The sequence below is a fragment of the Streptomyces sp. NPDC024017 genome (assembly GCF_040638895.1).
GTDB lineage: Bacteria > Actinomycetota > Actinomycetes > Streptomycetales > Streptomycetaceae > Streptomyces.
The window spans coordinates 183,522-203,952 of record NZ_JBEZYZ010000015.1 but is presented as its reverse complement, the minus strand read 5'-3'; the positions used below and the strand labels follow the sequence as shown (position 1 = coordinate 203,952).

General features: G+C 70.6%; 21 protein-coding genes and 5 tRNA genes. 20 read left to right on the top strand and 6 right to left on the bottom strand.

Features of this window, described 5'->3' with window-relative positions:
- Positions 1 to 374 precede the first annotated feature (374 nt).
- The 10 genes from AB0G20_RS34290 (at position 375) to AB0G20_RS34245 (ending at position 6,704) form a co-directional block, all read left to right on the top strand.
- Positions 375 to 566 carry a hypothetical protein gene (locus AB0G20_RS34290; protein WP_361309275.1) on the top strand — a complete coding sequence of 64 codons (192 nt, stop codon included), beginning with the start codon at positions 375 to 377 and terminating at the stop codon, positions 564 to 566.
- 172 nt (positions 567 to 738) lie between these two features.
- Positions 739 to 1,515 carry a fumarylacetoacetate hydrolase family protein gene (locus AB0G20_RS34285; RefSeq protein ID WP_361309272.1) on the top strand — a complete coding sequence of 259 codons (777 nt, stop codon included), beginning with the start codon at positions 739 to 741 and terminating at the stop codon, positions 1,513 to 1,515.
- A complete protein-coding gene (gene gltX / locus AB0G20_RS34280; protein ID WP_361309270.1) occupies positions 1,508 to 2,992 on the top strand; it encodes a glutamate--tRNA ligase in 1,485 nt (494 codons plus the stop codon). Before AB0G20_RS34285 ends, gltX begins: the two co-directional genes overlap by 8 nt.
- 174 nt (positions 2,993 to 3,166) lie before the next feature.
- Positions 3,167 to 5,380, top strand: coding sequence for a hypothetical protein (locus tag AB0G20_RS34275; RefSeq protein ID WP_361309267.1), 2,214 nt, complete (start codon positions 3,167 to 3,169; stop codon positions 5,378 to 5,380).
- A gap of 29 nt (positions 5,381 to 5,409) precedes the next feature.
- Positions 5,410 to 6,141: an HAD family hydrolase gene (locus AB0G20_RS34270; RefSeq protein WP_361309264.1), complete on the top strand. Its 732-nt coding sequence runs from the start codon at positions 5,410 to 5,412 to the stop codon at positions 6,139 to 6,141.
- Positions 6,142 to 6,232: 91 nt separating this feature from the next.
- Positions 6,233 to 6,304: transfer RNA gene (locus AB0G20_RS34265), tRNA-Gln, on the top strand.
- 21 nt (positions 6,305 to 6,325) lie between these two features.
- Positions 6,326 to 6,398 (top strand) — tRNA-Glu (locus AB0G20_RS34260).
- Positions 6,399 to 6,438: 40 nt separating this feature from the next.
- A tRNA-Glu gene (locus tag AB0G20_RS34255) sits at positions 6,439 to 6,511 on the top strand.
- A 20-nt stretch (positions 6,512 to 6,531) separates the two neighbouring features.
- Positions 6,532 to 6,603: transfer RNA gene (locus tag AB0G20_RS34250), tRNA-Gln, on the top strand.
- A 28-nt stretch (positions 6,604 to 6,631) separates the two neighbouring features.
- Positions 6,632 to 6,704: transfer RNA gene (locus AB0G20_RS34245), tRNA-Glu, on the top strand.
- A 183-nt stretch (positions 6,705 to 6,887) separates the two neighbouring features.
- On the opposite strand, the gene ndgR is transcribed toward AB0G20_RS34245, so the two are convergent.
- Positions 6,888 to 7,604 carry an IclR family transcriptional regulator NdgR gene (gene ndgR, locus AB0G20_RS34240; protein WP_003993203.1) on the bottom strand — a complete coding sequence of 239 codons (717 nt, stop codon included), beginning with the start codon at positions 7,602 to 7,604 and terminating at the stop codon, positions 6,888 to 6,890.
- Positions 7,605 to 7,799: 195 nt separating this feature from the next.
- Here ndgR and leuC point away from each other — a divergent pair, with 195 nt between their 5' ends.
- The 4 genes from leuC (at position 7,800) to AB0G20_RS34220 (ending at position 11,113) form a co-directional block, all read left to right on the top strand.
- The gene (gene leuC, locus AB0G20_RS34235) at positions 7,800 to 9,227 is read left to right on the top strand and encodes a 3-isopropylmalate dehydratase large subunit (protein WP_361309262.1); all 1,428 of its coding nucleotides are present in this window, start codon (positions 7,800 to 7,802) and stop codon (positions 9,225 to 9,227) included.
- A gap of 6 nt (positions 9,228 to 9,233) precedes the next feature.
- Positions 9,234 to 9,827: a 3-isopropylmalate dehydratase small subunit gene (gene leuD / locus AB0G20_RS34230; RefSeq protein ID WP_361309259.1), complete on the top strand. Its 594-nt coding sequence runs from the start codon at positions 9,234 to 9,236 to the stop codon at positions 9,825 to 9,827.
- Between the two features lie 277 nt (positions 9,828 to 10,104).
- The gene (locus AB0G20_RS34225) at positions 10,105 to 10,335 is read left to right on the top strand and encodes a hypothetical protein (protein WP_248507222.1); all 231 of its coding nucleotides are present in this window, start codon (positions 10,105 to 10,107) and stop codon (positions 10,333 to 10,335) included.
- A gap of 136 nt (positions 10,336 to 10,471) precedes the next feature.
- Positions 10,472 to 11,113 carry an HU family DNA-binding protein gene (locus AB0G20_RS34220; protein ID WP_266470629.1) on the top strand — a complete coding sequence of 214 codons (642 nt, stop codon included), beginning with the start codon at positions 10,472 to 10,474 and terminating at the stop codon, positions 11,111 to 11,113.
- A gap of 71 nt (positions 11,114 to 11,184) precedes the next feature.
- Here AB0G20_RS34220 and AB0G20_RS34215 read toward each other — a convergent pair whose 3' ends face one another.
- Entirely contained in the window at positions 11,185 to 11,388 is a 204-nt protein-coding gene (locus AB0G20_RS34215; RefSeq protein WP_031138097.1) for a hypothetical protein, read from the bottom strand.
- A gap of 9 nt (positions 11,389 to 11,397) precedes the next feature.
- Complete coding sequence (gene cofC, locus AB0G20_RS34210; RefSeq protein ID WP_361309255.1) at positions 11,398 to 12,036, bottom strand: 2-phospho-L-lactate guanylyltransferase; 639 nt, start codon at positions 12,034 to 12,036, stop codon at positions 11,398 to 11,400.
- Positions 12,037 to 12,195: 159 nt separating this feature from the next.
- On the opposite strand from cofC, the gene AB0G20_RS34205 reads away from it, so the two are divergent.
- Genes AB0G20_RS34205 through AB0G20_RS34195 form a run of 3 tightly spaced genes read left to right on the top strand, consistent with a single transcriptional unit; the run spans position 12,196 to position 15,211 of the window.
- Entirely contained in the window at positions 12,196 to 12,987 is a 792-nt protein-coding gene (locus AB0G20_RS34205) for a lysophospholipid acyltransferase family protein (protein WP_361309252.1), read from the top strand.
- Complete coding sequence (locus AB0G20_RS34200) at positions 12,984 to 13,994, top strand: NAD(P)H-dependent glycerol-3-phosphate dehydrogenase (protein WP_361309249.1); 1,011 nt, start codon at positions 12,984 to 12,986, stop codon at positions 13,992 to 13,994. Before AB0G20_RS34205 ends, AB0G20_RS34200 begins: the two co-directional genes overlap by 4 nt.
- 59 nt (positions 13,995 to 14,053) lie before the next feature.
- The gene (locus AB0G20_RS34195; protein ID WP_361309246.1) at positions 14,054 to 15,211 is read left to right on the top strand and encodes a D-alanine--D-alanine ligase family protein; all 1,158 of its coding nucleotides are present in this window, start codon (positions 14,054 to 14,056) and stop codon (positions 15,209 to 15,211) included.
- An 82-nt stretch (positions 15,212 to 15,293) separates the two neighbouring features.
- Here AB0G20_RS34195 and AB0G20_RS34190 read toward each other — a convergent pair whose 3' ends face one another.
- Positions 15,294 to 15,812 carry a DUF3515 domain-containing protein gene (locus tag AB0G20_RS34190; protein ID WP_361309244.1) on the bottom strand — a complete coding sequence of 173 codons (519 nt, stop codon included), beginning with the start codon at positions 15,810 to 15,812 and terminating at the stop codon, positions 15,294 to 15,296.
- Positions 15,813 to 15,832: 20 nt separating this feature from the next.
- On the bottom strand, positions 15,833 to 16,066 hold the full coding sequence (locus AB0G20_RS34185; protein WP_029384521.1) for an Lrp/AsnC ligand binding domain-containing protein: 234 nt from the start codon (positions 16,064 to 16,066) through the stop codon (positions 15,833 to 15,835).
- A 206-nt stretch (positions 16,067 to 16,272) separates the two neighbouring features.
- On the opposite strand from AB0G20_RS34185, the gene AB0G20_RS34180 reads away from it, so the two are divergent.
- Together AB0G20_RS34180 and thiD are read left to right on the top strand one after the other, a co-directional pair.
- Positions 16,273 to 17,238, top strand: a complete 966-nt coding sequence (locus tag AB0G20_RS34180; RefSeq protein WP_361309241.1) for a thiamine-phosphate kinase — start codon at positions 16,273 to 16,275, stop codon at positions 17,236 to 17,238.
- Positions 17,235 to 18,026, top strand: a complete 792-nt coding sequence (gene thiD, locus AB0G20_RS34175) for a bifunctional hydroxymethylpyrimidine kinase/phosphomethylpyrimidine kinase (RefSeq protein ID WP_361309238.1) — start codon at positions 17,235 to 17,237, stop codon at positions 18,024 to 18,026. Before AB0G20_RS34180 ends, thiD begins: the two co-directional genes overlap by 4 nt.
- 196 nt (positions 18,027 to 18,222) lie before the next feature.
- Here the strand turns inward: thiD and rpmB are convergent, their stop codons facing one another.
- Complete coding sequence (gene rpmB / locus AB0G20_RS34170) at positions 18,223 to 18,408, bottom strand: 50S ribosomal protein L28 (RefSeq protein WP_003993230.1); 186 nt, start codon at positions 18,406 to 18,408, stop codon at positions 18,223 to 18,225.
- Positions 18,409 to 18,676: 268 nt separating this feature from the next.
- Between rpmB and AB0G20_RS34165 the strand changes: the two genes are divergently transcribed.
- On the top strand, positions 18,677 to 20,422 hold the full coding sequence (locus AB0G20_RS34165; RefSeq protein ID WP_361309235.1) for a DAK2 domain-containing protein: 1,746 nt from the start codon (positions 18,677 to 18,679) through the stop codon (positions 20,420 to 20,422).
- Positions 20,423 to 20,431: the final 9 nt, after the last annotated feature.

Below are 20,431 nucleotides of genomic sequence, written 5' to 3'. Positions count from 1 at the left end.
GCCGAGCCGTGATGTAGGTGACACCACGTGAGGGCCGGATCACCGGTCGTAGAAAGCGAGTTCGCCCATTTCGGACGTAAGCCCGCGAGTCGCCGAGTGGTGCCGGGTGTCCCAGTCGCCATGATCAGGAGCGGAATGATGGCTTCAGGGGGTCAATGTCCGTTTCGTTGGGGTGGGGTGCGAGTCCGGATTGACCGATTCGCCCACTGATTCGTGAGAAAACTCACATGCCGATCATGGTCCCTGTGCGACCGGGCCGGGGAATCGGATGTTTAGCCTGACGCTTTACAGCGATGGCAATACCGACAACCCGCGCCCGTGCGGGGGTTCACACACCCTCCCGGCGCCCGTCACAGGACAGGGTCAAGTAAACAGTGAAGACGACGACGATGTTCCACAAGATCGCCAACCCGCGACGCACGACGCTGGCACACCTGAACGACGCCGACGAACTGCGGACGCCGGAGCAGCCGGAGCACCCCGTCGAACTCCCGGCCCAGACCGCAAACCCCAGGCGCACCATCCTCATGGAGATCCCTGTCGCGGCCGCCGCAGCCGCGGAGTGACACCAGGAAGTACGCGTGCCGGCCGCCGGATGCTCATGGCGGCAGGACACGGATTTTCGAGGGGCGCCCCCGCGACGGGGCGCCCCTTCACAATGCGCGGGGCGGGGACACCTCCCCGCGTTAGCCTGGAGCGTCAGACTCCAGCCGCTTCAGTCAAGGGGCCAAGCATCCCGTGCGCATCGCCAGGTTCTCCATCGACGGGAACGTCGCCTTCGGCGCCATCGAGGGCGACAAGCAGGACGAACTCGTCCTGGACATCATCAAGGGCATCCCGTTCGCGGACTTCGAGCTCTCCGGTACGAAGGTGCCGGTGAGCAAGGTCAGGCTGCTGCCGCCGGTGCTCCCCAACAAGGTCGTGGCCTTCGGCCGCAACTACAGCGAGCACGCGCGCGAGCTGGGCAACGAGGTGCCCGACAGCCCCTTCGCCTTCTTCAAGCCGTCCACCTCGGTGATCGGCCCCGGCGACGAGATCCAGTACCCCTCCTTCTCCGAGGAGGTGCACCACGAGGCCGAGCTGGCCGTGGTGATCGGCCGGATGTGCCGCGAGGTCCCGCGCGAGCGCGTCAAGGACGTCATCTTCGGCTACACCTGCGCCAACGACATCACCGCCCGCGACGTGCAGAGGCGCGAGAAGCAGTGGGCCCGGGCCAAGGGCTTCGACAGCTCCTGCCCGCTCGGTCCCTGGGTGGAGACGGACCTGGACGCGAGCGACCTCACCATCCAGCTCACGGTCAACGGCCAGCAGCGTCAGCTGGGCCGGACCAGCGAGATGATCCATTCCATCGAGGACCTGATCGTCAACATCTCCGAGGCCATGACGCTGCTCCCCGGCGACGTGATCCTCACGGGCACCCCGGCTGGGGTCGGCCCCCTGAACGTCGGCGACGAGGTCGCCGTCACCATCGAAGGCATCGGCACTCTCACCAACAAGGTTGTCAAGCGTGGCTAGCGCACCCGGCTCCCCCGTACGCGTCCGTTTCTGTCCCTCGCCCACCGGAAACCCCCACGTGGGCCTGGTGCGCACCGCCCTGTTCAACTGGGCGTTCGCCAAGCACCACCAGGGCACCCTGGTCTTCCGCATCGAGGACACCGACGCCGCCCGCGACTCCGAGGAGTCGTACACCCAGCTGCTCGACTCGATGCGCTGGCTGGGCTTCGACTGGGACGAGGGCCCCGAGGTCGGCGGCCCGCACGCGCCGTACCGCCAGTCGCAGCGCATGGACCTCTACAAGGAGGTCGCGCAGAAGCTGCTCGACGGCGGCCACGCCTACCACTGCTACTGCTCCCAGGACGAGCTGGACACCCGCCGCGAGGCCGCCCGCGCCGCCGGTAAGCCCTCCGGCTACGACGGCCACTGCCGCGAGCTGACCGCCGGGCAGGTCGCGGAGTACCAGGCCCAGGGCCGCGAGCCGATCGTCCGCTTCCGGATGCCCGACGAGACGATCACCTTCACCGACCTGGTCCGCGGCGAGCTGACCTTCACCCCGGAGAACGTCCCGGACTACGGCATCGTCCGGGCCAACGGCGCCCCGCTGTACACGCTGGTGAACCCGGTCGACGACGCCCTGATGGAGATCACCCACGTCCTGCGCGGCGAGGACCTGCTCTCCTCCACCCCCCGCCAGATCGCCCTGTACAAGGCGCTGATCGAGCTGGGCGTCGCCAAGGAGATCCCGTCCTTCGGCCACCTGCCGTACGTGATGGGCGAGGGCAACAAGAAGCTCTCCAAGCGCGACCCGCAGTCCTCCCTCAACCTCTACCGGGAGCGCGGCTTCCTGCCCGAGGGCCTGCTCAACTACCTCTCCCTGCTCGGCTGGTCCCTCTCGGCCGACCAGGACGTCTTCGGCATCGACGAGATGATCGCCGCGTTCGAGATCTCCGACGTGAACCCGAACCCGGCCCGCTTCGACCTCAAGAAGTGCGAGGCCATCAACGGCGACCACATCCGCCTGCTGGATGTGAAGGACTTCACCGAGCGCTGCCGCCCGTGGCTCCAGGCGCCGTTCGCCCCCTGGGCCCCGGAGGCCTTCGACGAGGCGAAGTGGCAGGCCATCGCGCCGCACGCGCAGACCCGCCTCAAGGTCCTCTCCGAGATCACCGACAACGTCGACTTCCTGTTCCTGCCGGAGCCGGCCGAGGACGAGGCCTCCTGGACCAAGGCGATGAAGGAGGGCTCGGACGCCCTGCTGCGCACCGCCCGCGAGAAGCTGGAGGCCGCCGACTGGACCTCCGCCGAGTCGCTCAAGGAGGCCGTCCTGGCCGCCGGCGAGGCCCACGGCCTGAAGCTCGGCAAGGCCCAGGCCCCCGTCCGCGTCGCCGTCACCGGCCGCACGGTCGGCCTGCCGCTGTTCGAGTCCCTGGAGGTCCTGGGCAAGGAGACCACCCTGGCCCGGATCGACGCGGCGCTGGCGAAGCTGGCCGCGTAACGCGCACCACCTCACACGGCGAGGGCGGCGCCCGGTTCGGGCGCCGCCCTCGCCGTGTCCGCCCAGACGTCACCCGGAGTTCACCCTTCCGGCCAACTCCCGTCCCCGGGCGGGACGTTGGATGCCCCCTGTGCACACGGTGCGCGTGTGCGCCCTGGTACCGGGGGAGAGAGCATGATCCGTTCGCGAAGACTCGTCCACGCCGCCGTCGGCGGGGTGGTGGCCCTGTCCTGCGCCGTGCCGGCCGCACCGGCGCAGGCGGCGCCCCAGGCCGACGAGCCGGTCGGCACCGTACGGCTCGCCACCGAGAGGCGCGTGACCGTCGACTACCCGTGGGCCGGCGCGTCCGGCTTCCAGTACCGGCCGGGGACCAGCGCGGCCACCACGGTGGACTACCCCGACGCGGTCCCGCCCGCCCACGCCGGCCCGGACGACCTGGCCAGCGGCACCGACGTCGTGAACACCCTCGACGGCCGGACCGTCCACCAGAAGCACCGCTCCACAGGCGTCACCGCCGACGTCACGATCCCGTCCGGCCACGCCTACCGGGCCGCCGTGGGCTGGAGCGTGCTGACCACGGACGGCACCGGCGCCCTGCACGTGCTGCGCACCGTCGACGGCACCCTCACCGTGGACACCCCGGTCACCGGCTTCCCCGCGGGCGCCCGGCCCGTCCTCTACCGCACCGGCGGCTCGGTCGGCCGCCTCGCGATCGTCTACGCGCTGGACGGCAGGACGTCCGTGGGCCTGGTCGACCTCTCCGACGGCGCCTTCCGCACCTACGTCACCGGCGACACCGTCACCCCGCAGCTCGTCTTCAACGACCGCTGGCTCGTCGCCGACTGGAAGGCGATCCGGGTGGACTCCGAACCCGGCACCGAGCCCACCGCCCTCACCGCCACCGGCGCCCAGCTCGAAGCCGTCGTCGGCGACCAGCTCCTGATCGGCAACCCCGACTTCGTGCTGGGCGGCACCGAAGCCGCGCTGACCGCCCGCTCCCTTGTCACCGGCGCCTCGACCACCGTGCTCACCTCGTCGTTCGGCGGCATCGGCCCCACCCTGGACGGCGGCGCCCTGGCCACCGCGGGCCCCTCCAGCCTCGACTGGAACATCCACCGGATCACCCCCGACGGCAACGGCGGCCTCACCACCACCAAGGTGGCCCGGGTCCCCGCCGCCGCGACCGGTGTGCAGGGACTGGCCGTCGCCGGAGGCGAGTTGTTCCTCTACGGCGCGACACCGGGCGCCTCGCTGCGCTACAGCAGCTTCCAGCTGGACGCCGGAGGCCGGCCCGACGGCCCCCAGACCCGCCGCAGCCCGGCACTGAGCCCGTCCACCTGCCTCACCGGCGACGCCGCCTGTCCCCAGCTCGAAGCCCTCGGCGACGGCCGGGTCAGCCACCTGTGGACCAGCGAGACGGGCCAGGAATCCGTCATCGACGTCGGCCTCGACACCACCACCGTCCTCAGCGCGCCCACGGACGGCGACTCCGGCGGCCGCATCGGCGGCGGCACCGGCCGGTACGTGCTCTACAACGGCGGCTCCGGCAAGCAGCGGGTCGTCGACTTCCCGCGCGGAGCGACCGCCGGCGGGACGGCCCTCACCCGCGACCGCACCGCCGCCGCGGTGTGGGGGCAGACTCTGTGGGCCCCGGGCGGCACCCAGGGCGCGGTCACCGGCCGCAACCTCAAGACCGGCACGACCACCACCATCGCCACCGGCGCCCCCTGCACCCCCACCGACATCCAGGCCGTCAACACCTGGCTGTACTGGTCCTGCGGCAGCTCCGCGGGCGTCTACGACCGGGCCACTGCCCGCAGGATCACGGTCCCGGCCGACCTCGGCCCGGCCCGCCTCGCCGACGGCTTCCTGCTCCGCGAGAACCGCACCACCCACGAACTGCTGCTCACCGACTTCCACACCGGCACGGCCACCACCCGCACCCTGGCCAAACTCCCCGCCACCGACCAGAACACCGGCGGCAGCAACGGCCGCTGGGCCGTCGACCGCTTCGGCGGCCACATCGCCTACCTCAACGGCACCTACGGCGAGGTCTCGATCGTCCCCAGCGGCGTCCCCACCTCGCCCCTGGCGCAGATGGAGGCCCAGGTCTACTCGCCGTCCGTGATCGGCAAGTCCTTCCCGTGGGCACCGGTCTGGCAGCTGAACAAGCCCTCCACCTGGACCCTGACCCTCACCAACGCCTTCGGCAAGATCGTCCGCACGCTGACCGGCAGTTCCACGGGAGCCGCCGTGCGCCCCGCCTGGGACGGCACCACCGACAACGGCGGCGGAACGAGCGGCACCCACACCTGGAAGCTCACCGCCCACCCCCGCGACGGCCAGGGCCCCGACCTCACGCTCTCCGGCTCCATGACCCTGGGCTGAGAGCGGCACGCGGTGGGTACGGTCGGAGCATGAGCATCCAAGCCGTGGTCTGGGACGTCGACGACACCCTCTTCGACTACACCACCGCCGACCGCCTCGGCATGAGCGCCCACCTCACGGCCGAGGGCCTGCTCGACGCCTACGACAGTGCCGAGCAGGCCCTCACCCGCTGGCGGGAGATCACGGACCTGCAGTGGGCGCGTTTCGCGGCCGGCGAGGCCACCTTCGAGGCCCAGCGGCGCGACCGCGTGCGGGTGTTCGTGGGCCGGGAGCTCACCGACGCCGAGGCCGACGCGTGGTTCCAGCGGTATCTCGCCCACTACGAGCAGGTCTGGACGCTCTTCCCGGACGTCCTGCCCGTCCTCGACAGCCTCGCCGCCAGCCACCGGCACGCCGTGCTCTCCAACTCCAGCCTCCACGTCCAGGACCACAAGCTGCGCGTCCTCGGCGTCCACGACCGCTTCGAGACCATCCTGTGCGCGGCCGAGCTCGGCGTCTCCAAGCCCGAGGCCGGGGCGTTCCTCGCGGCCTGCGAATTCCTCGGGCTGCCGCCGCACCAGGTCGCCTACGTCGGTGACCACCCGGAGATCGACGGACGGGGCGCCGCCGAGGCCGGACTGCTGTCGGTGTGGATCGACCGCAGCGGTCTGTACGCCACGATCGACCCGCCCGTAGGGCCGCACCGCATCGCCTCCCTCGCCGAACTGCCGTCCCTGCTCGGCTCGGATACTCGTTTTGGAGCCCCGTCCACCTTCAGGTAATGTTCTTCCTGCGCCGCGGGGAGCGGGCCGGAAGGCCGGAACCCCCAGGCGCAAAGCTAGAACACGAACCCCTAGGGGGCTTGCGTTCCAGTGGCCTATGGTGTAATTGGCAGCACGACTGATTCTGGTTCAGTTAGTCTTGGTTCGAGTCCAGGTAGGCCAGCTCGCAGAGCTCATCTGCATCGCCCCCGTTGTGTAGCGGCCTAGCACGCTGCCCTCTCAAGGCAGTAGCGCCGGTTCGAATCCGGTCGGGGGTACTGGTTCCGAGCGATCGACGATCATCTCGGGACTGCTAGGGCCCCCGTTGTGTAGCGGCCTAGCACGCCGCCCTCTCAAGGCGGTAGCGCCGGTTCGAATCCGGTCGGGGGTACTGACTGGTCTAAACCACATTGGTCTATGGTGTAATTGGCAGCACGACTGATTCTGGTTCAGTTAGTCTTGGTTCGAGTCCAGGTAGACCAGCTCGGACCTGCGGAAACGCAGTGTCCAGGCCCCCGTTGTGTAGCGGCCTAGCACGCCGCCCTCTCAAGGCGGTAGCGCCGGTTCGAATCCGGTCGGGGGTACACATCCCATGAGGCCCCTCACTTCGGTGAGGGGCCTCATGCGTATGCCTCAGGGGCGCGGGGAACTGCGCGAACAACCACTGACGGCCCGCACTCGACGACGAAGCCGTCCCTGTCATGGCGATGAGTCGGGGAAAGCCTGCCGCGGCGTTGAGGCGAGCCTCCCCGAAACACCTGGTCGCTTCAGCCGGTACGCCGCAACGCCTCGGAGAGGCGCCCGGCGGCGTCGATCACGGCCTGCGCATGCATACGGCCCGGGTGCCGTGTCAGCCGCTCGATGGGCCCGGAGACGGACACCGCCGCCACCACCCGGTTCGACGGCCCCCGCACCGGCGCGGACACGGAGGCGACGCCCGGCTCCCGCTCACCGATCGACTGCGCCCAGCCCCGCCGCCGCACACCCGACAGGGCCGTCGCCGTGAAGCGCGCCCCCTGCAGACCGCGGTGCAGCCGCTCCGGCTCCTCCCAGGCCATGAGGATCTGCGCCGAGGAACCCGCCTTCATCGTGAGCGTCGAACCGACCGGGACCGTGTCCCGCAGACCGGACAGACGCTCCGCCGCGGCGACGCAGATGCGCATGTCGCCCTGGCGGCGATAGAGCTGCGCGCTCTCGCCCGTGATGTCACGAAGATGCGTGAGCACCGGGCCGGCGGTGGCGAGGAGACGGTCCTCACCCGCGGCCGCGGCAAGCTCTGCCAGACGAGGGCCGAGAATGAAACGGCCCTGCATGTCGCGCGCCACCATGCGGTGGTGTTCCAGGGCCACGGCCAGGCGGTGGGCCGTGGGTCGTGCCAGTCCGGTGGCACCGACCAGACCCGCGAGGGTGGCCGGACCGGACTCCAGAGCGCTCAGGACGAGGGCCGCCTTGTCCAGAACGCCGACGCCGCTACTGTTGTCCATGAAACGATACTTGCGTCTCACTCTGTGAAACGCAAGTTCAAATTTCCGTGGAACGCGCCACCCTGGAATCACGAAGTCACAACGGCCCGTGACGTAAGGGCCTGGTGGTGTGTGCCCGCGATCAGGGGTACGGGCACCGCCTCCTCAAGATCTCTAGTTGGGTCGGCGGATCGTCGTCGGCCGGAGGGAACAGCGATGGGTAGGACACTCGCGGAGAAAGTCTGGGACGACCATGTCGTCCGGCGCGCGGAGGGCGAGCCCGACCTTCTCTTCATCGATCTGCACCTGCTGCACGAGGTGACCAGCCCGCAGGCGTTCGACGGTCTGCGCAAGACCGGCCGGACCGTGCGGCGCCTGGACCTCACCATCGCGACCGAGGACCACAACACCCCGACCCTGGACATCGACAAGCCGATCGCGGACCCGGTCTCCCGGGTGCAGCTGGAGACGCTGCGCAAGAACGCCGCCGACTTCGGCGTGCGCCTGCACCCCCTGGGCGACGTCGAGCAGGGCGTCGTGCACGTGGTGGGCCCGCAGCTGGGCCTGACCCAGCCCGGCACCACCGTCGTGTGCGGTGACTCCCACACCTCCACGCACGGTGCTTTCGGCGCGCTGGCGTTCGGTATCGGCACCTCCCAGGTGGAGCACGTGCTGGCCACCCAGACGCTGCCGATGTCCCGCCCGAAGACCATGGCGATCACGGTCGACGGTGAACTGCCCGACGGCGTCACCGCCAAGGACCTGATCCTGGCGATCATCGCGAAGATCGGCACCGGCGGCGGCCAGGGCTATGTCCTGGAGTACCGCGGCGAGGCCATCGAGAAGCTCTCGATGGAGGCCCGGATGACGATCTGCAACATGTCGATCGAGGCCGGCGCCCGCGCGGGCATGATCGCCCCGGACGAGACCACCTTCGCCTACCTCAAGGGCCGCCCGCACGCCCCCGAGGGCGACGACTGGGACGCGGCCGTCGCGTACTGGAAGACGCTGAAGACGGACGAGGACGCGGTGTTCGACGCCGAGGTCGTCATCGACGCCGCCGAGCTTTCGCCGTTCGTCACCTGGGGCACCAACCCCGGCCAGGGCGCACCGCTTTCGGCGTCCGTCCCCGATCCTGCTTCGTACGAAGACGCATCGGAGCGCTACGCCGCCGAAAAGGCCCTGGAGTACATGGGGTTGGAGGCCGGACAGCCGCTGCGCTCCATCAAGGTGGACACCGTCTTCGTAGGCTCGTGCACCAACGGCCGCATCGAGGACCTGCGTGCCGCCGCCGAGCTGCTCAAGGACCGCAAAGTCGCCGACGGCGTACGGATGCTGGTCGTCCCGGGCTCCGCGCGGGTGGGTCTGCAGGCCGTCTCCGAGGGCCTGGACGTGGTGTTCAAGGAGGCCGGCGCCGAGTGGCGGCACGCGGGCTGCTCGATGTGCCTGGGCATGAACCCCGACCAGCTCGCCCCCGGTGAGCGCTCCGCGTCCACCTCCAACCGCAACTTCGAGGGCCGGCAGGGCAAGGGCGGCCGCACCCACCTGGTCTCCCCGCAGGTCGCCGCCGCCACCGCCGTCCTGGGCCACCTGGCCTCCCCGGCCGACCTGTCCGCCGACGCCCCCACGCCCGCTGGAGTCTGATCAGTCATGGAAGCCTTCACCACCCACACCGGCCGGGCCGTGCCGCTGCGCCGCTCCAACGTCGACACCGACCAGATCATCCCCGCCCACTGGCTCAAGAAGGTCACCCGCGACGGGTTCGAGGACGGGCTGTTCGAGGCCTGGCGCAAGGACGCCTCGTTCGTCCTCAACCAGCCCGAGCGCAAGGGTGCGACCGTGCTGGTCGCCGGCCCCGACTTCGGTACCGGCTCCTCCCGTGAGCACGCCGTCTGGGCGCTGCAGAACTACGGCTTCAAGGCCGTGATCTCCTCCCGCTTCGCCGACATCTTCCGCGGCAACTCGCTCAAGAACGGCCTGCTCACCGTCGTTCTGGAGCAGAAGACCGTGGACGCGCTGATGGAGCTCGCCGAGAAGGACCCGCAGGCCGAGATCACCGTCGACCTTCAGGCCCGCGAGGTACGCGCCGAAGGCATCAGCGCCTCCTTCGAGCTGGACGAGAACTCCCGCTGGCGGCTGCTGAACGGCCTCGACGACATCTCGATCACCCTGAAGAACGAGGCCGACATCGCCGCCTACGAGGCCAAGCGCCCGGCGTTCAAGCCGCGGACGCTCCCGGTCTGACCCCAGGCACGATCCGCCGCCTCTGGACAAGGCGACTTTCGGCCACCGCAACACCCCCTCTGTACCCCCGATCAGCCCGATCGGGGGTACAGCTGTGTCTGCACCCGAACGGCCCTGCGCACCCGCTGTTCAGCTGCCAACTTCCCACGTTAAGCCGGTGGTTGATGGGGTACGTGAGTGGTAATGCCGTGACTTCCACGTGTGCCGGGAAGGCCGTTTGAGGCGGCAGTTGTCCCCTGCGCAGGCGACAACTCGCCCCAGATGGCACAATCTGTGCATGGAACACGACGGCCAACTCGAGCTCTATGCGGCAGTCGCGGGCCAACTAAAGGAAGCGCACACAAGAGTGCGCGCACTGCAAGTCCCGGAGGGCGTACGGATGGCGCTGACCCGGAAGCTGCTGGTCATTACGGCCGCGGCCAAGCACGATCTCGCCGACGCGGCAAGGCGGCTGGAGCGGTTCACCGCGGACCTCGACGAGGGACGTCTCCCCGACGAGGAACGCTGAACCTCTCGACACCGTCGAGTTCGTTGCGGCACAAGGGTGATAAGCCCGTTTCGTGTTTGATTTGCGGTATATATCTGCCTAACGTGCGAAAAAGCTTGAACACTTTCGTTCTGGCGATGTCTCCGAAGGGGAAGACGTGAACAAGGCGCAGCTCGTAGAAGCGATTGCCGACAAGATGGGCGGCCGCCAGCAGGCCGCCGATGCTGTCGACCATGTACTGGACGCCATCGTCCGCGCGGTCGTCTCGGGTGAGCGGGTCTCGGTCACCGGCTTCGGTTCGTTCGAGAAGGTCGACCGGCCGGCCCGGTACGCCCGTAACCCTCAGACGGGCGAGCGGGTTCGGGTCAAGAAGACCTCCGTTCCGCGCTTCCGCGCCGGTCAGGGCTTCAAGGACCTGGTCAGCGGCTCGAAGAAGCTCCCGCGTGGCGGCGAGGTGTCCGTCAAGAAGGCGCCGAAGGGCAGCCTGACCGGCGGTGCCGGCGCGACGGTCAAGAAGGCCGCCGCGAAGAAGGCGACCACGAAGTCGGCCGCCGCGAAGAAGACCACCGCCAAGAAGACGACGGCGAAGAAGGCCACCACCAAGACCGCGGCCGCGAAGAAGACCACGGCGAAGAAGGCGCCCGCCAAGAAGACCACGGCGACGTCCAAGACCACCGCCGCGAAGAAGACCACCGCGCAGAAGGCCCCGGCGAAGAAGGCCACGGCCAAGAAGGCGCCCGCCAAGAAGTCGACGGCGCGCAAGACCACCGCCAAGAAGACCACCGCCCGCAAGAAGTAAGGGCGCTTGGGTACTCACGCGCCGGGCCGGACTCCGCATGGAGCCCGGCCCGCGGCGTGTTCAGCACGTGGTCAGAGGGTCTGCAGGGTCACCAGAGTGATCCGGAGCGCGTCCTTCGCACCCTCCACCTCGATGCGGACGCGCTGGCCCGGGCGCAGCAGCCTGAGGCCCCCCGCATCGAACGCGGCCGCGTCGAAGGGCACCGGGGTGCCGTCGTCAAGGAGCACCTGCCCGCTGCGGCTTTCGGGGTCGTACGTGTACGCGGTCGCCTGCATGGCCGCAGCCTACTGCCCGGGTATCAGCAATCGCGCGGCGGCCGCGGCCGTATGAGGGCCGACCCCCAGGGCCAGCGCGCTGCGCAGGTCGTCGCCGGTGTCCACGTCCTGGCGTACGGAATCCACCGCGGTGAGGGGCAGTTCCACCGCCCCCGAGGCGCGGTGCCGGGCCCGGGAATCCGCGCCGAAGGCCGGGCGCAATTCGCGGCCCGGGGCGGCGGCCAGCAGGGTCGTGCCGATTGCGGCCGCGTCCGGGAGAAATGCACGCGGGAATTCAGCGGCGGTATCGAGTACCCGGGACAATTCCGCGGGGCGCAGCGCCGGCAGATCGGCGTTGAGTGCGGCCACCGCGCGGGCCGGGCGGGCCGACCGTACGGCCCGCGTCGCGTGTGCGAGGGCGGCGTTGAGGCCGCCGCCCGGCTCGTCGGGGATGATCGCGGCGCCCAGTGCGGCCAGCTCACGGCCCGCCCGGGCGTCGTCCGTGACGACTGCCACATCACCCACCGCCGGGCAGGCCAGCGCGGCCGCCACCGTGTCCTGGGCGAAGGCCAGCGCCAGGTCCGGCCGCAGCCCGTCGTCCGCGGTGTCCGCAAGCCTGCTCTTGGCCTGGGCCAGGGGCTTCAGGGGTACGACCAGGGTCCACTGCACGGGTGTTTCGTCCTCCTCTTGTCGCGGTCATTGTCACCCGGGGCATCGGGCGGGCGGAGTGTCGGGGCGTACGGTGTTCTCGACAGACCGGCGGCCTGGGGCGACACTTGTGCGGCCCCCCGTGGCCCCCCGCTTCAGGCCCTAGAGGAAGGTGTCCGCGTGCCCCGCCGCAGAATCGGCTTCTGGTACCGCTTCGCCGCGGTGATCTGCAAACCGCCGCTGGTGGTTCTGCTCAGGCGGGACTGGCGTGGAATGGAGAACATTCCGGCTGAGGGTGGATTTATCACCGCGGTGAACCACAATTCGCACATCGACCCCTTCGCTTACGCGCACTTTCAGTACAACACCGGGCGCGTCCCGCGATTCCTCGCGAAGAGCGGGCTTTTCAAGAAGGGATTCGTCGGCGCCGCGATGCGGGGTACCGGGCAGATCCCCGTCTACCGCGAGAGCACGGACGCGCTGAGCGCCTTCCGGGCCGCGATCGACGCCGTGGACCGCGGGGAATGCGTCGCCTTCTACCCCGAGGGCACCCTCACCCGCGACCCGGCAGGCTGGCCCATGACCGGCAAGACCGGAGCCGCACGCGTCGCCCTGCAGACCAAGTGCCCGGTGATCCCCGTCGCCCAGTGGGGCTGCAACGAGTTGCTGCCGCCGTACGCGAAGAAGCCGCATCCGCTGCCGCGCAAGACGCACCGGGTGCTCGCCGGGCCGCCCGTGGACCTCGCGCGGTTCTACGACCGGGAGATGACCGCGGACCTGCTGAAGGAGGCCACGGAGGTCATCATGGCCGCCGTCACCGCACAGCTGGAGCTGATCCGCGGGGAGAAGGCGCCGGAGACGCCGTACGACCCGCGCCGGGAGCGGATCGAGCAGCGGCGCCGCACACAGGCGCAGACACAGACCCACCAGAAGTCCGGGCAGACCGTGCAGGAAGAGGGGCTGGGCAAGTGAGCAAGCCGGTCAAGGCGGCGGTTCTGAGCGCCGGTTCGTGGGGAACGGCCTTCGGCATGGTGCTCGCCGACGCGGGGTGCGAGGTCACTCTGTGGGGGCGCCGTCCGGAGCTCGTGGAGGCGATCAACTCCACGCGGACCAATCCCGACTACTTCCCGGGCGTCGAGCTCCCGGAGAACGTGCGAGCCACCACCGACCCCGCGGAGGCCGCAGCGGACGCCGACTTCACGGTCCTGTCGGTCCCCTCGCAGACCCTGCGCGGCAACCTCGCCGAGTGGAGCCCGATGCTGGCCCCCGACACGGTCCTCGTGTCGCTGATGAAGGGCGTCGAACTCGGCTCCGCGATGCGGATGAGCGAGGTCATCGACGACGTCGCCAAGGTCGGCCCGGACCGGATCGCCGTGGTGACGGGACCCAACCTGGCCCGGGAGATCGCCGCGCGGATGCCGGCCGCGGCCGTGGTCGCCTGCACCGACGAGGCCGTCGCCCAGCGGCTCCAGGCCTCCTGCCACACGCCGTACTTCCGCCCGTACACCAACACGGACGTGGTGGGTTGCGAACTGGGCGGAGCCGTGAAGAACGTCATCGGCCTCGCCGTCGGCATCGCGGACGGCATGGGCCTCGGGGACAACGCCAAGGGCTCGCTCATCACCCGCGGCCTCGCCGAGACCACCCGTCTCGGCATGGCGCTCGGCGCCGACCCGCTGACCTTCTCCGGACTCGCGGGCCTCGGCGACCTGGTGGCCACCTGCTCCTCGCCGCTGTCGCGCAACCACACCTTCGGCACCAACCTCGGCAAGGGCATGACCCTCCAGGAGACCATCGCGGTCACCAAGCAGACGGCCGAGGGCGTCAAGTCCTGCGAGTCGGTGCTGGATCTGGCCCGGCGGCACGGCGTCGACATGCCGATCACGGAGACGGTCGTCGGCATCGTGCACGAGGGCAAGCCCCCGGTGGTGGCCCTCAAGGAGCTGATGTCGCGCAGCGCGAAGCCCGAACGACGCTGAGCGACGCGGGGCGGCGGGCGCTGACTCCGGGCCCTACCAACGGGTACCCTCAACGCGATATGAGCACCGAGAACCTCCCCCAGAGCCCCGAGCAGCCGCCTCGCAAGCCGCGTGTGGCCGTCGTGTTCGGCGGGCGCAGCTCCGAACACGGGATCTCCGTGGTCACCGCCGGCGCCGTCCTCAAGGCCATCGACCGGACGAAGTACGACATCCTGCCGATCGGCATCACCCAGGACGGGCGTTGGGCGCTCACGGCGGACGAACCGGAGCGGATGGCGATCGTCGACCGGCGCCCGCCGAGCGTCGACACCCTGGCCGAGTCCGCCGAGGGCGCAGTGATCCTCCCGGTCGACCCCGCCAACCGCGAAGTCGTCTACAGCGAGCCGGGATCGGTGCCCAAGGCCCTCGGCGAGGTCGACGTGGTCTTCCCGGTGCTGCACGGCCCGTACGGCGAGGACGGCACCCTCCAGGGCCTCCTGGAGCTCTCCGGCGTCCCGTACGTGGGTTCGGGCGTGCTCGCCTCGGCCGTGGGCCAGGACAAGGAGTACATGAAGCGGGTGTTCACCTCCTTCGGGCTCAAGGTGGGCCCGTACGTAGTGGTCCGCCCGCGCGAGTGGGAACACGATGAGGCCGCCGCCCGCAAGAAGATCGTCGACTTCGCCGGCGAACACGGCTGGCCGCTGTTCGTGAAGCCCTCGCGGGCCGGTTCGTCGATCGGCATCACCAAGGTCGAGGACCTCTCCGGCCTGGACGAGGCCATCGCCGAGGCCCAGCGGCACGACCCGAAGATCCTCGTGGAGGCCGCACTGCGCGGCCGTGAGATCGAGTGCGGCGTCCTGGAGTTCGAGGACGGCCCCCGGGCCTCCCTGCCCGCGGAGATCCCCCCGCCCGAGACGCAGGCGTACTACGACTTCGAGGCCAAGTACATCGACTCCACCCCGGGTCTCGTGCCGGCGCCTCTGACGCCGGAGGAGACGGCCGAGGTCCAGCGCCTGGCGGTCGACGCCTTCGAAGCGGCGTCCTGCGAGGGCCTGGTCCGCGCGGACTTCTTCCTCACCGAGGACGGCGAGTTCGTGATCAACGAGATCAACACGATGCCCGGCTTCACGCCCATCTCGATGTATCCGCAGATGTGGCAGGCGAGCGGGGTGAGCTACCCGGAGCTGATCGACCTGCTGGTGCAGGCGGCGCTGCGCCGCTCCACGGGCCTGCGCTGAATCGACCCTCAAGGGGCGCGGGGAACTGCGCGATCAGCCACGAACGGCCCGCGGACTCAGGACAGGAGCACCGGCGCGGCACTCAGGAGGCGATCCCCTCGGGGATCGCCTTCTTCACGGCGGCAGCCAGATCGATCAGCACACCCGAGGTGTCCACGCCCTCCGGCGCCCGGACCTCGACATACGCCTCGCGGTTGGCGGTGGTGAACCGGTGGCCCCCTCCGTCCTGCTTCTCCATCAGCCAGTCGACCCCGTTCACGCCCCCGGCGACCGCATCCGGATCCCGCCCGTCCGCCACCTTCGGGTCGACCATCTTCGGCGGCTGCGGCACACCGCAGCGAAGTATGATCGCCGGGCTGCCCCAGCCCGCCGTCAGCGCCGACGCGGGCTCGGGATCCTCCCGGCGCTCACCGTCCACCTTCGCGGGCAGTACCTTGTCCAGGTTCCGGCACAGTTCCGCGACCTTCGCGTCCGGACTGGGAACCGCCGCCGACGCACTGTCGTCTGCTGAGGAGCAGCCCGCAACAGTGATCAACAGCGCGACAGCGGGCAGGCGGAACACGCGGAAGACACAACGGTGCCGGTGACGGAAAGAGTTCACCGGCACAGGGTAGACGGGGGCTACAGATGGACGACCGGGCAGGTCAGGGTGCGGGTGATGCCGTCCACCTGCTGGACCTTGGCGACCACCATGCGGCCGAGATCGTCGACGGTGTCGGCCTGGGCCCGCACGATCACGTCGTACGGTCCCGTCACGTCCTCGGCCTGGATGACCCCAGGGATCTTGCCGATCGTCTCGGCGACGGTCGACGCCTTGCCGACCTCCGTCTGGATCAGGATGTACGCCTGTACCACGGAACCTCCAGGGCGGCCACGAGGATCATGTGGGGAAAAGGAACGCCACGGTATCGCGTCGCCGCTCGCCGCGGGGAGACCTGCGGGGACCGGGTCTTGCGCGCCGGGCTGCAGGTCCGGCAGAACTTGACGGTCACTTCGACCGTAACGAGGACTGAGATGCCTCGCGACCGGGCACGAACTGGTACAGAAGGGGAGAAAGGGCAATGAAGGGCACTGTTGGTGAGCTCGGTGAGTTCGGGCTCATCAGGGAGCTCACCTCCCGTCTGACCACCACCCCGGCGGTCCGGGTCGGCCCCGGCGACGACGCCGCCGTGGTGGCCGCACCCGACCGCAGGGTCGTGGCGAGCACGGACATCCTGGTGGAGGGCCGGCACTTCCGGCGGGACTGGTCGACGGCCTACGACGTGGGCCGCAAGGCGGCCGCGCAGAACCTCGCCGACATCGCCGCCATGGGCGCGGTACCGACCGCGCTGCTGCTCGGCTTGGTCGTCCCGGCCGAACTGCCGGTGACCTGGCCGAGCGAGCTGATGGACGGCCTGCGCGACGAATGCCAGGTGGCGGGCGCCGCCGTGGTCGGCGGTGACGTCGTACGCGGCGACTCGATCATGGTGTCGATCACCGCGCTCGGCGATTTGCGCAACCAGGAGCCGGTGACGCGGGCGGGCGCCCAGCCCGGCGATCTCGTCGCGGTGACCGGCTGGCTGGGCTGGTCGGCCGCCGGGTACGCGGTGCTCTCCCGGGGGTTCCGCTCGCCGCGGGCGTTCGTGGAGGCGCACCGCCGGCCCGAACCGCCGTACCACGCGGGTCCCGCCGCGGCCGGGCTCGGGGCGACCGCGATGTGCGACGTGAGCGACGGGCTGATCGCGGACCTCGGGCACATCGCCGAGGCGAGCAAGGTGCGGATCGACATCCGCTCGGGGGCGATCGACATACCGTCCCAGATGAACGACATCGGGCAGGCCGTGGGGGTGGACCCCATGCAGTGGGTGCTGACCGGGGGAGAGGACCACGCGATCGTGGCGACCTTCCCGCCGGACGTGAAGTTGCCCGCCCGCTGGAAGGTCATCGGCGAGGTCCTCAACCCCTCGGCGCTGCCCCAGGTGACGGTCGACGGGGCGCCGTGGACCAGCCAGGGCGGCTGGGACCACTTCGCGGACATAGAGTCATGATCCCCAACGTCCTGACGGTGGCGGGCTCCGACTCCGGTGGCGGCGCGGGCATCCAGGCCGACCTCAAGACGATGCTCGCGCTCGGCGTGCACGGCATGAGCGTCGTGACGGCGGTGACCGCGCAGAACTCCCTCGGCGTGCAGGGGGCTTGGGAACTGCCCGTGGAGGCCGTCCGGGCCCAGTACCGCAGCGTCGTCGACGACATCGGCGTCCAGGCGGTCAAGACGGGGATGCTCGCCTCCGCGGAACTCGTGGAGGCGGTCGCCGAGTTGATCGCGGGCACGGACGCCCCTGCGGTCGTCGACCCGGTGGGCGTCTCCAAGCACGGCGACGCCCTGCTCGCCGCCTCCGCGCTGGACTCCGTCCGTACGAAGCTGCTGCCGGTGGCGACGGTCGCCACGCCGAACCTCGACGAGGTGGCCCAGATCACGGGCGTACGCGTCGAGTCGGAGCGGGAGATGCGGGAGGCCGCGGCGGCCGTGCTGGAGTACGGGCCGCGCTGGGTGCTGATCAAGGGCGGGCACCTGCCCGGGGACGCCGTCGATCTGCTCACCGACGGCTCCGAGGAGCACTGGCTGCGGGCGCCGAGGCATGACAACCGCCACACCCACGGCACCGGCTGCACGCTCGCCTCGGCGATCGCCTCCGAGCTCGCCAAGGGGCGGTCCGTGCCGGAGGCGGTGGCGGCGGCGAAGCAGTACGTCACGGGGGCCGTCGCGGCCGGGTTCGCGCTCGGCGGGGGGATCGGGCCGGTGGATCACGGCTGGCGCTTCCGCGGGAGCGTCTAGCCGCCTGGGCGCGATGCCGGGCTGCGGCGTCGTGGCGCCGTGGCTTCAGGGCACCGCGCCGCGCCCGGGCACGTTCTCGTGCCATGCCCTCAGGGCACGTCCCCTGGGCACGCCCTCAAGGCATGGCAAAGAGCCGGCCCACCAGAGGTGGACCGGCTCTGCAGCGAACCAGCAGTGGCCGCGCGCTAGCTGAGCGTCAGCGCGAGACCTTGCCGGCCTTGATGCACGAGGTGCAAGCGTTCACGCGCTTCGGCGTCCCGCCCACCACGGTACGCACACGCTGGATGTTCGGGTTCCAGCGGCGGGACGTACGGCGGTGCGAGTGCGAGATGTTGTTGCCGAAGCCCGGCCCCTTGCCGCAGACGTCGCAGTTGGCAGCCACGGGTCACTCCAAAGACTTCAGATGCACTTACGGTTGATCCCGGCAGGCCGGAATCATGATTCTCGGGCTTTGAGGAGCCGGTCGAAATCTGAGTGGCGTTGCCAGGGGGAAGGCCCGATCAGATCGGGCAACCGGAGCAGCATACAACGGCTGCACCCGTAGAACGAAACTACCATGGCAGCTCAGGGGCCCGGTCCCCTCCCTCTTCCGGTGAACACCGCCCCGGGGTCTACGCTGCGAGCCACGTCCAGCAGCTCAGGGAGGCGTAGTGGCGCAGCTGCCGCAGCCGTTCTTCGATGCTCTCGCGGTGCGCACCTGGTGCGGTCTCGCGCTCGAGACACTGGGGCGGGCGCGTGAGGAGATCGACGCGATCAACGTCTATCCCGTGGCGGACGGCGACACCGGCACCAACCTGTATCTGACCGTGGAGTCGGCGGTCGCTGCGGTCGAGGCCGTGTTCGCGGGGCACGCGGCGGGGTCCGAAGCCGCGGTGGGCCCCGGCGCCGCGAGCCCCGGGGAGCCGACGCTCGCCGACGCCGCCCGGGCGATGGCGCACGGGGCGCTCATCGGCGCCCGCGGGAACTCCGGGACGATCCTCGCCCAGCTGCTGCGCGGCATGGCCCAGGTGCTGGCCGACGACGCCGCCGCCCATGCCGACGGCCAGGGCCTGCGGCTCGCCCTGCGGCACGCGGCCGACTCCGCCCGCCGGGCCGTCGCCCATCCCGTCGAGGGCACCGTCCTCACGGTCGCCTCGGCCGCCGCCGACGCCGCGGAGGGAGCGGAGGGCGACTGCGGGACCGTGGCCCGGGCGGCGTACGACGGAGCCCGCACAGCCCTCGCCGCGACCCCCGGCCAGCTTCCCGTCCTGGAACGCGCCGGGGTGGTCGACGCCGGCGGACGGGGACTGGTCGCGGTGCTCGCGGCGCTGGTGGAGACGTTCACGGGGGAGAGGGCGCGGGGGGTGGTGGAGAGCGCGTGCAAAGGGCCCTCCGGAGATCCCCACGCGCGCGTGGAGCCCGCCGCAGGCACCGCACCGGTCGACGGCGTCCCCGGCGAGTGCGCCGACGACGGCGCCGTGCCCGGCCAGAATGGGCCCGCCTTCGAGGTGATCTACCTCCTGGAGGCCGAGGACGCCGCCGTGGAGCGACTGCGGGAGCGGCTCGACGCCATCGGGGACTCCCTCGTCGTGGTCGGCGGCGACGGGCTGTGGAACGTCCACGTCCATGTCGACGACGCGGGCGCCGCCGTCGAGGCCGGCATCGAGGCCGGACGGCCCCACCGGATCCGCATCACCCACTTCGGCTCGGGCGACGTGCACACCACCGGTGCCGAGCGGCCGCCCCGCGAGCGCGCCCAGCGGGCCGTCGTGGCCGTCGTGCCCGGTGAAGGCCTGGCCGGGCTGTACACCGAGGCCGGCGCGACGACCGTGCTCGCACGCCCCGGGGAGCCGCCCGCGAGCGGCGAGCTCGTCCAGGCCCTACGGCGGGCCCACGCGCGCGAGGTCGTGCTGCTGCCCAACGACGCCGACCTGCGCCACACCGCCGCGGCGGCCGCCGAGCAGGTCCGCACGGAGGGCGTCCGGGTGGCCCTGATCCCGACCCGCTCGGCGGTCCAGGGCATCGCGGCGCTGGCCGTGCACGAGCCGGACCGCCGCTTCGACGAGGACGTCGTGTCCATGACCTCGGCCGCCGGGGCCACCCGGTATGCCGAGGTCACGGTCGCCGAACGCCAGTCCTGGACGATGGCCGGCATCTGCCAGGCCGGGGACGTCCTGGGCCTGATCGACGGGGACGTGGCCGTGATCGGCTCGGACGTCGCGGTGACCGCCGAGACCGTCCTGGACCGCATGCTCTCGGCCGGGGGCGAGATGGTCACCCTGGTCCTCGGCGACGACGTCCCCGACACCGTCGCCGAGCATCTGGAGGGCAGGGTCCGCGAGGGATACCTCGCCGTCGACACGGTCGTGTACCGCGGCGGACGGCAGGGGGCCCTGCTCCTCATCGGCGTGGAGTGAGCCGACCGT

What these genes read in the sequence shown, in the direction of transcription:
- AB0G20_RS34275 (WP_361309267.1), top strand. Translation starts at nt 3,167, where the DNA reads ATGATCCGTTCGCGAAGACTCGTCCACGCCGCCGTCGGCGGGGTGGTG.
- AB0G20_RS34270 (WP_361309264.1), top strand. Translation starts at nt 5,410, where the DNA reads ATGAGCATCCAAGCCGTGGTCTGGGACGTCGACGACACCCTCTTCGAC.
- ndgR (WP_003993203.1), bottom strand. Translation starts at nt 7,604, where the DNA reads ATGGACAACAGTAGCGGCGTCGGCGTTCTGGACAAGGCGGCCCTCGTC.
- leuC (WP_361309262.1), top strand. Translation starts at nt 7,800, where the DNA reads ATGGGTAGGACACTCGCGGAGAAAGTCTGGGACGACCATGTCGTCCGG.
- leuD (WP_361309259.1), top strand. Translation starts at nt 9,234, where the DNA reads ATGGAAGCCTTCACCACCCACACCGGCCGGGCCGTGCCGCTGCGCCGC.
- AB0G20_RS34225 (WP_248507222.1), top strand. Translation starts at nt 10,105, where the DNA reads ATGGAACACGACGGCCAACTCGAGCTCTATGCGGCAGTCGCGGGCCAA.
- AB0G20_RS34215 (WP_031138097.1), bottom strand. Translation starts at nt 11,388, where the DNA reads ATGCAGGCGACCGCGTACACGTACGACCCCGAAAGCCGCAGCGGGCAG.
- AB0G20_RS34195 (WP_361309246.1), top strand. Translation starts at nt 14,054, where the DNA reads ATGAGCACCGAGAACCTCCCCCAGAGCCCCGAGCAGCCGCCTCGCAAG.
- AB0G20_RS34180 (WP_361309241.1), top strand. Translation starts at nt 16,273, where the DNA reads ATGAAGGGCACTGTTGGTGAGCTCGGTGAGTTCGGGCTCATCAGGGAG.
- thiD (WP_361309238.1), top strand. Translation starts at nt 17,235, where the DNA reads ATGATCCCCAACGTCCTGACGGTGGCGGGCTCCGACTCCGGTGGCGGC.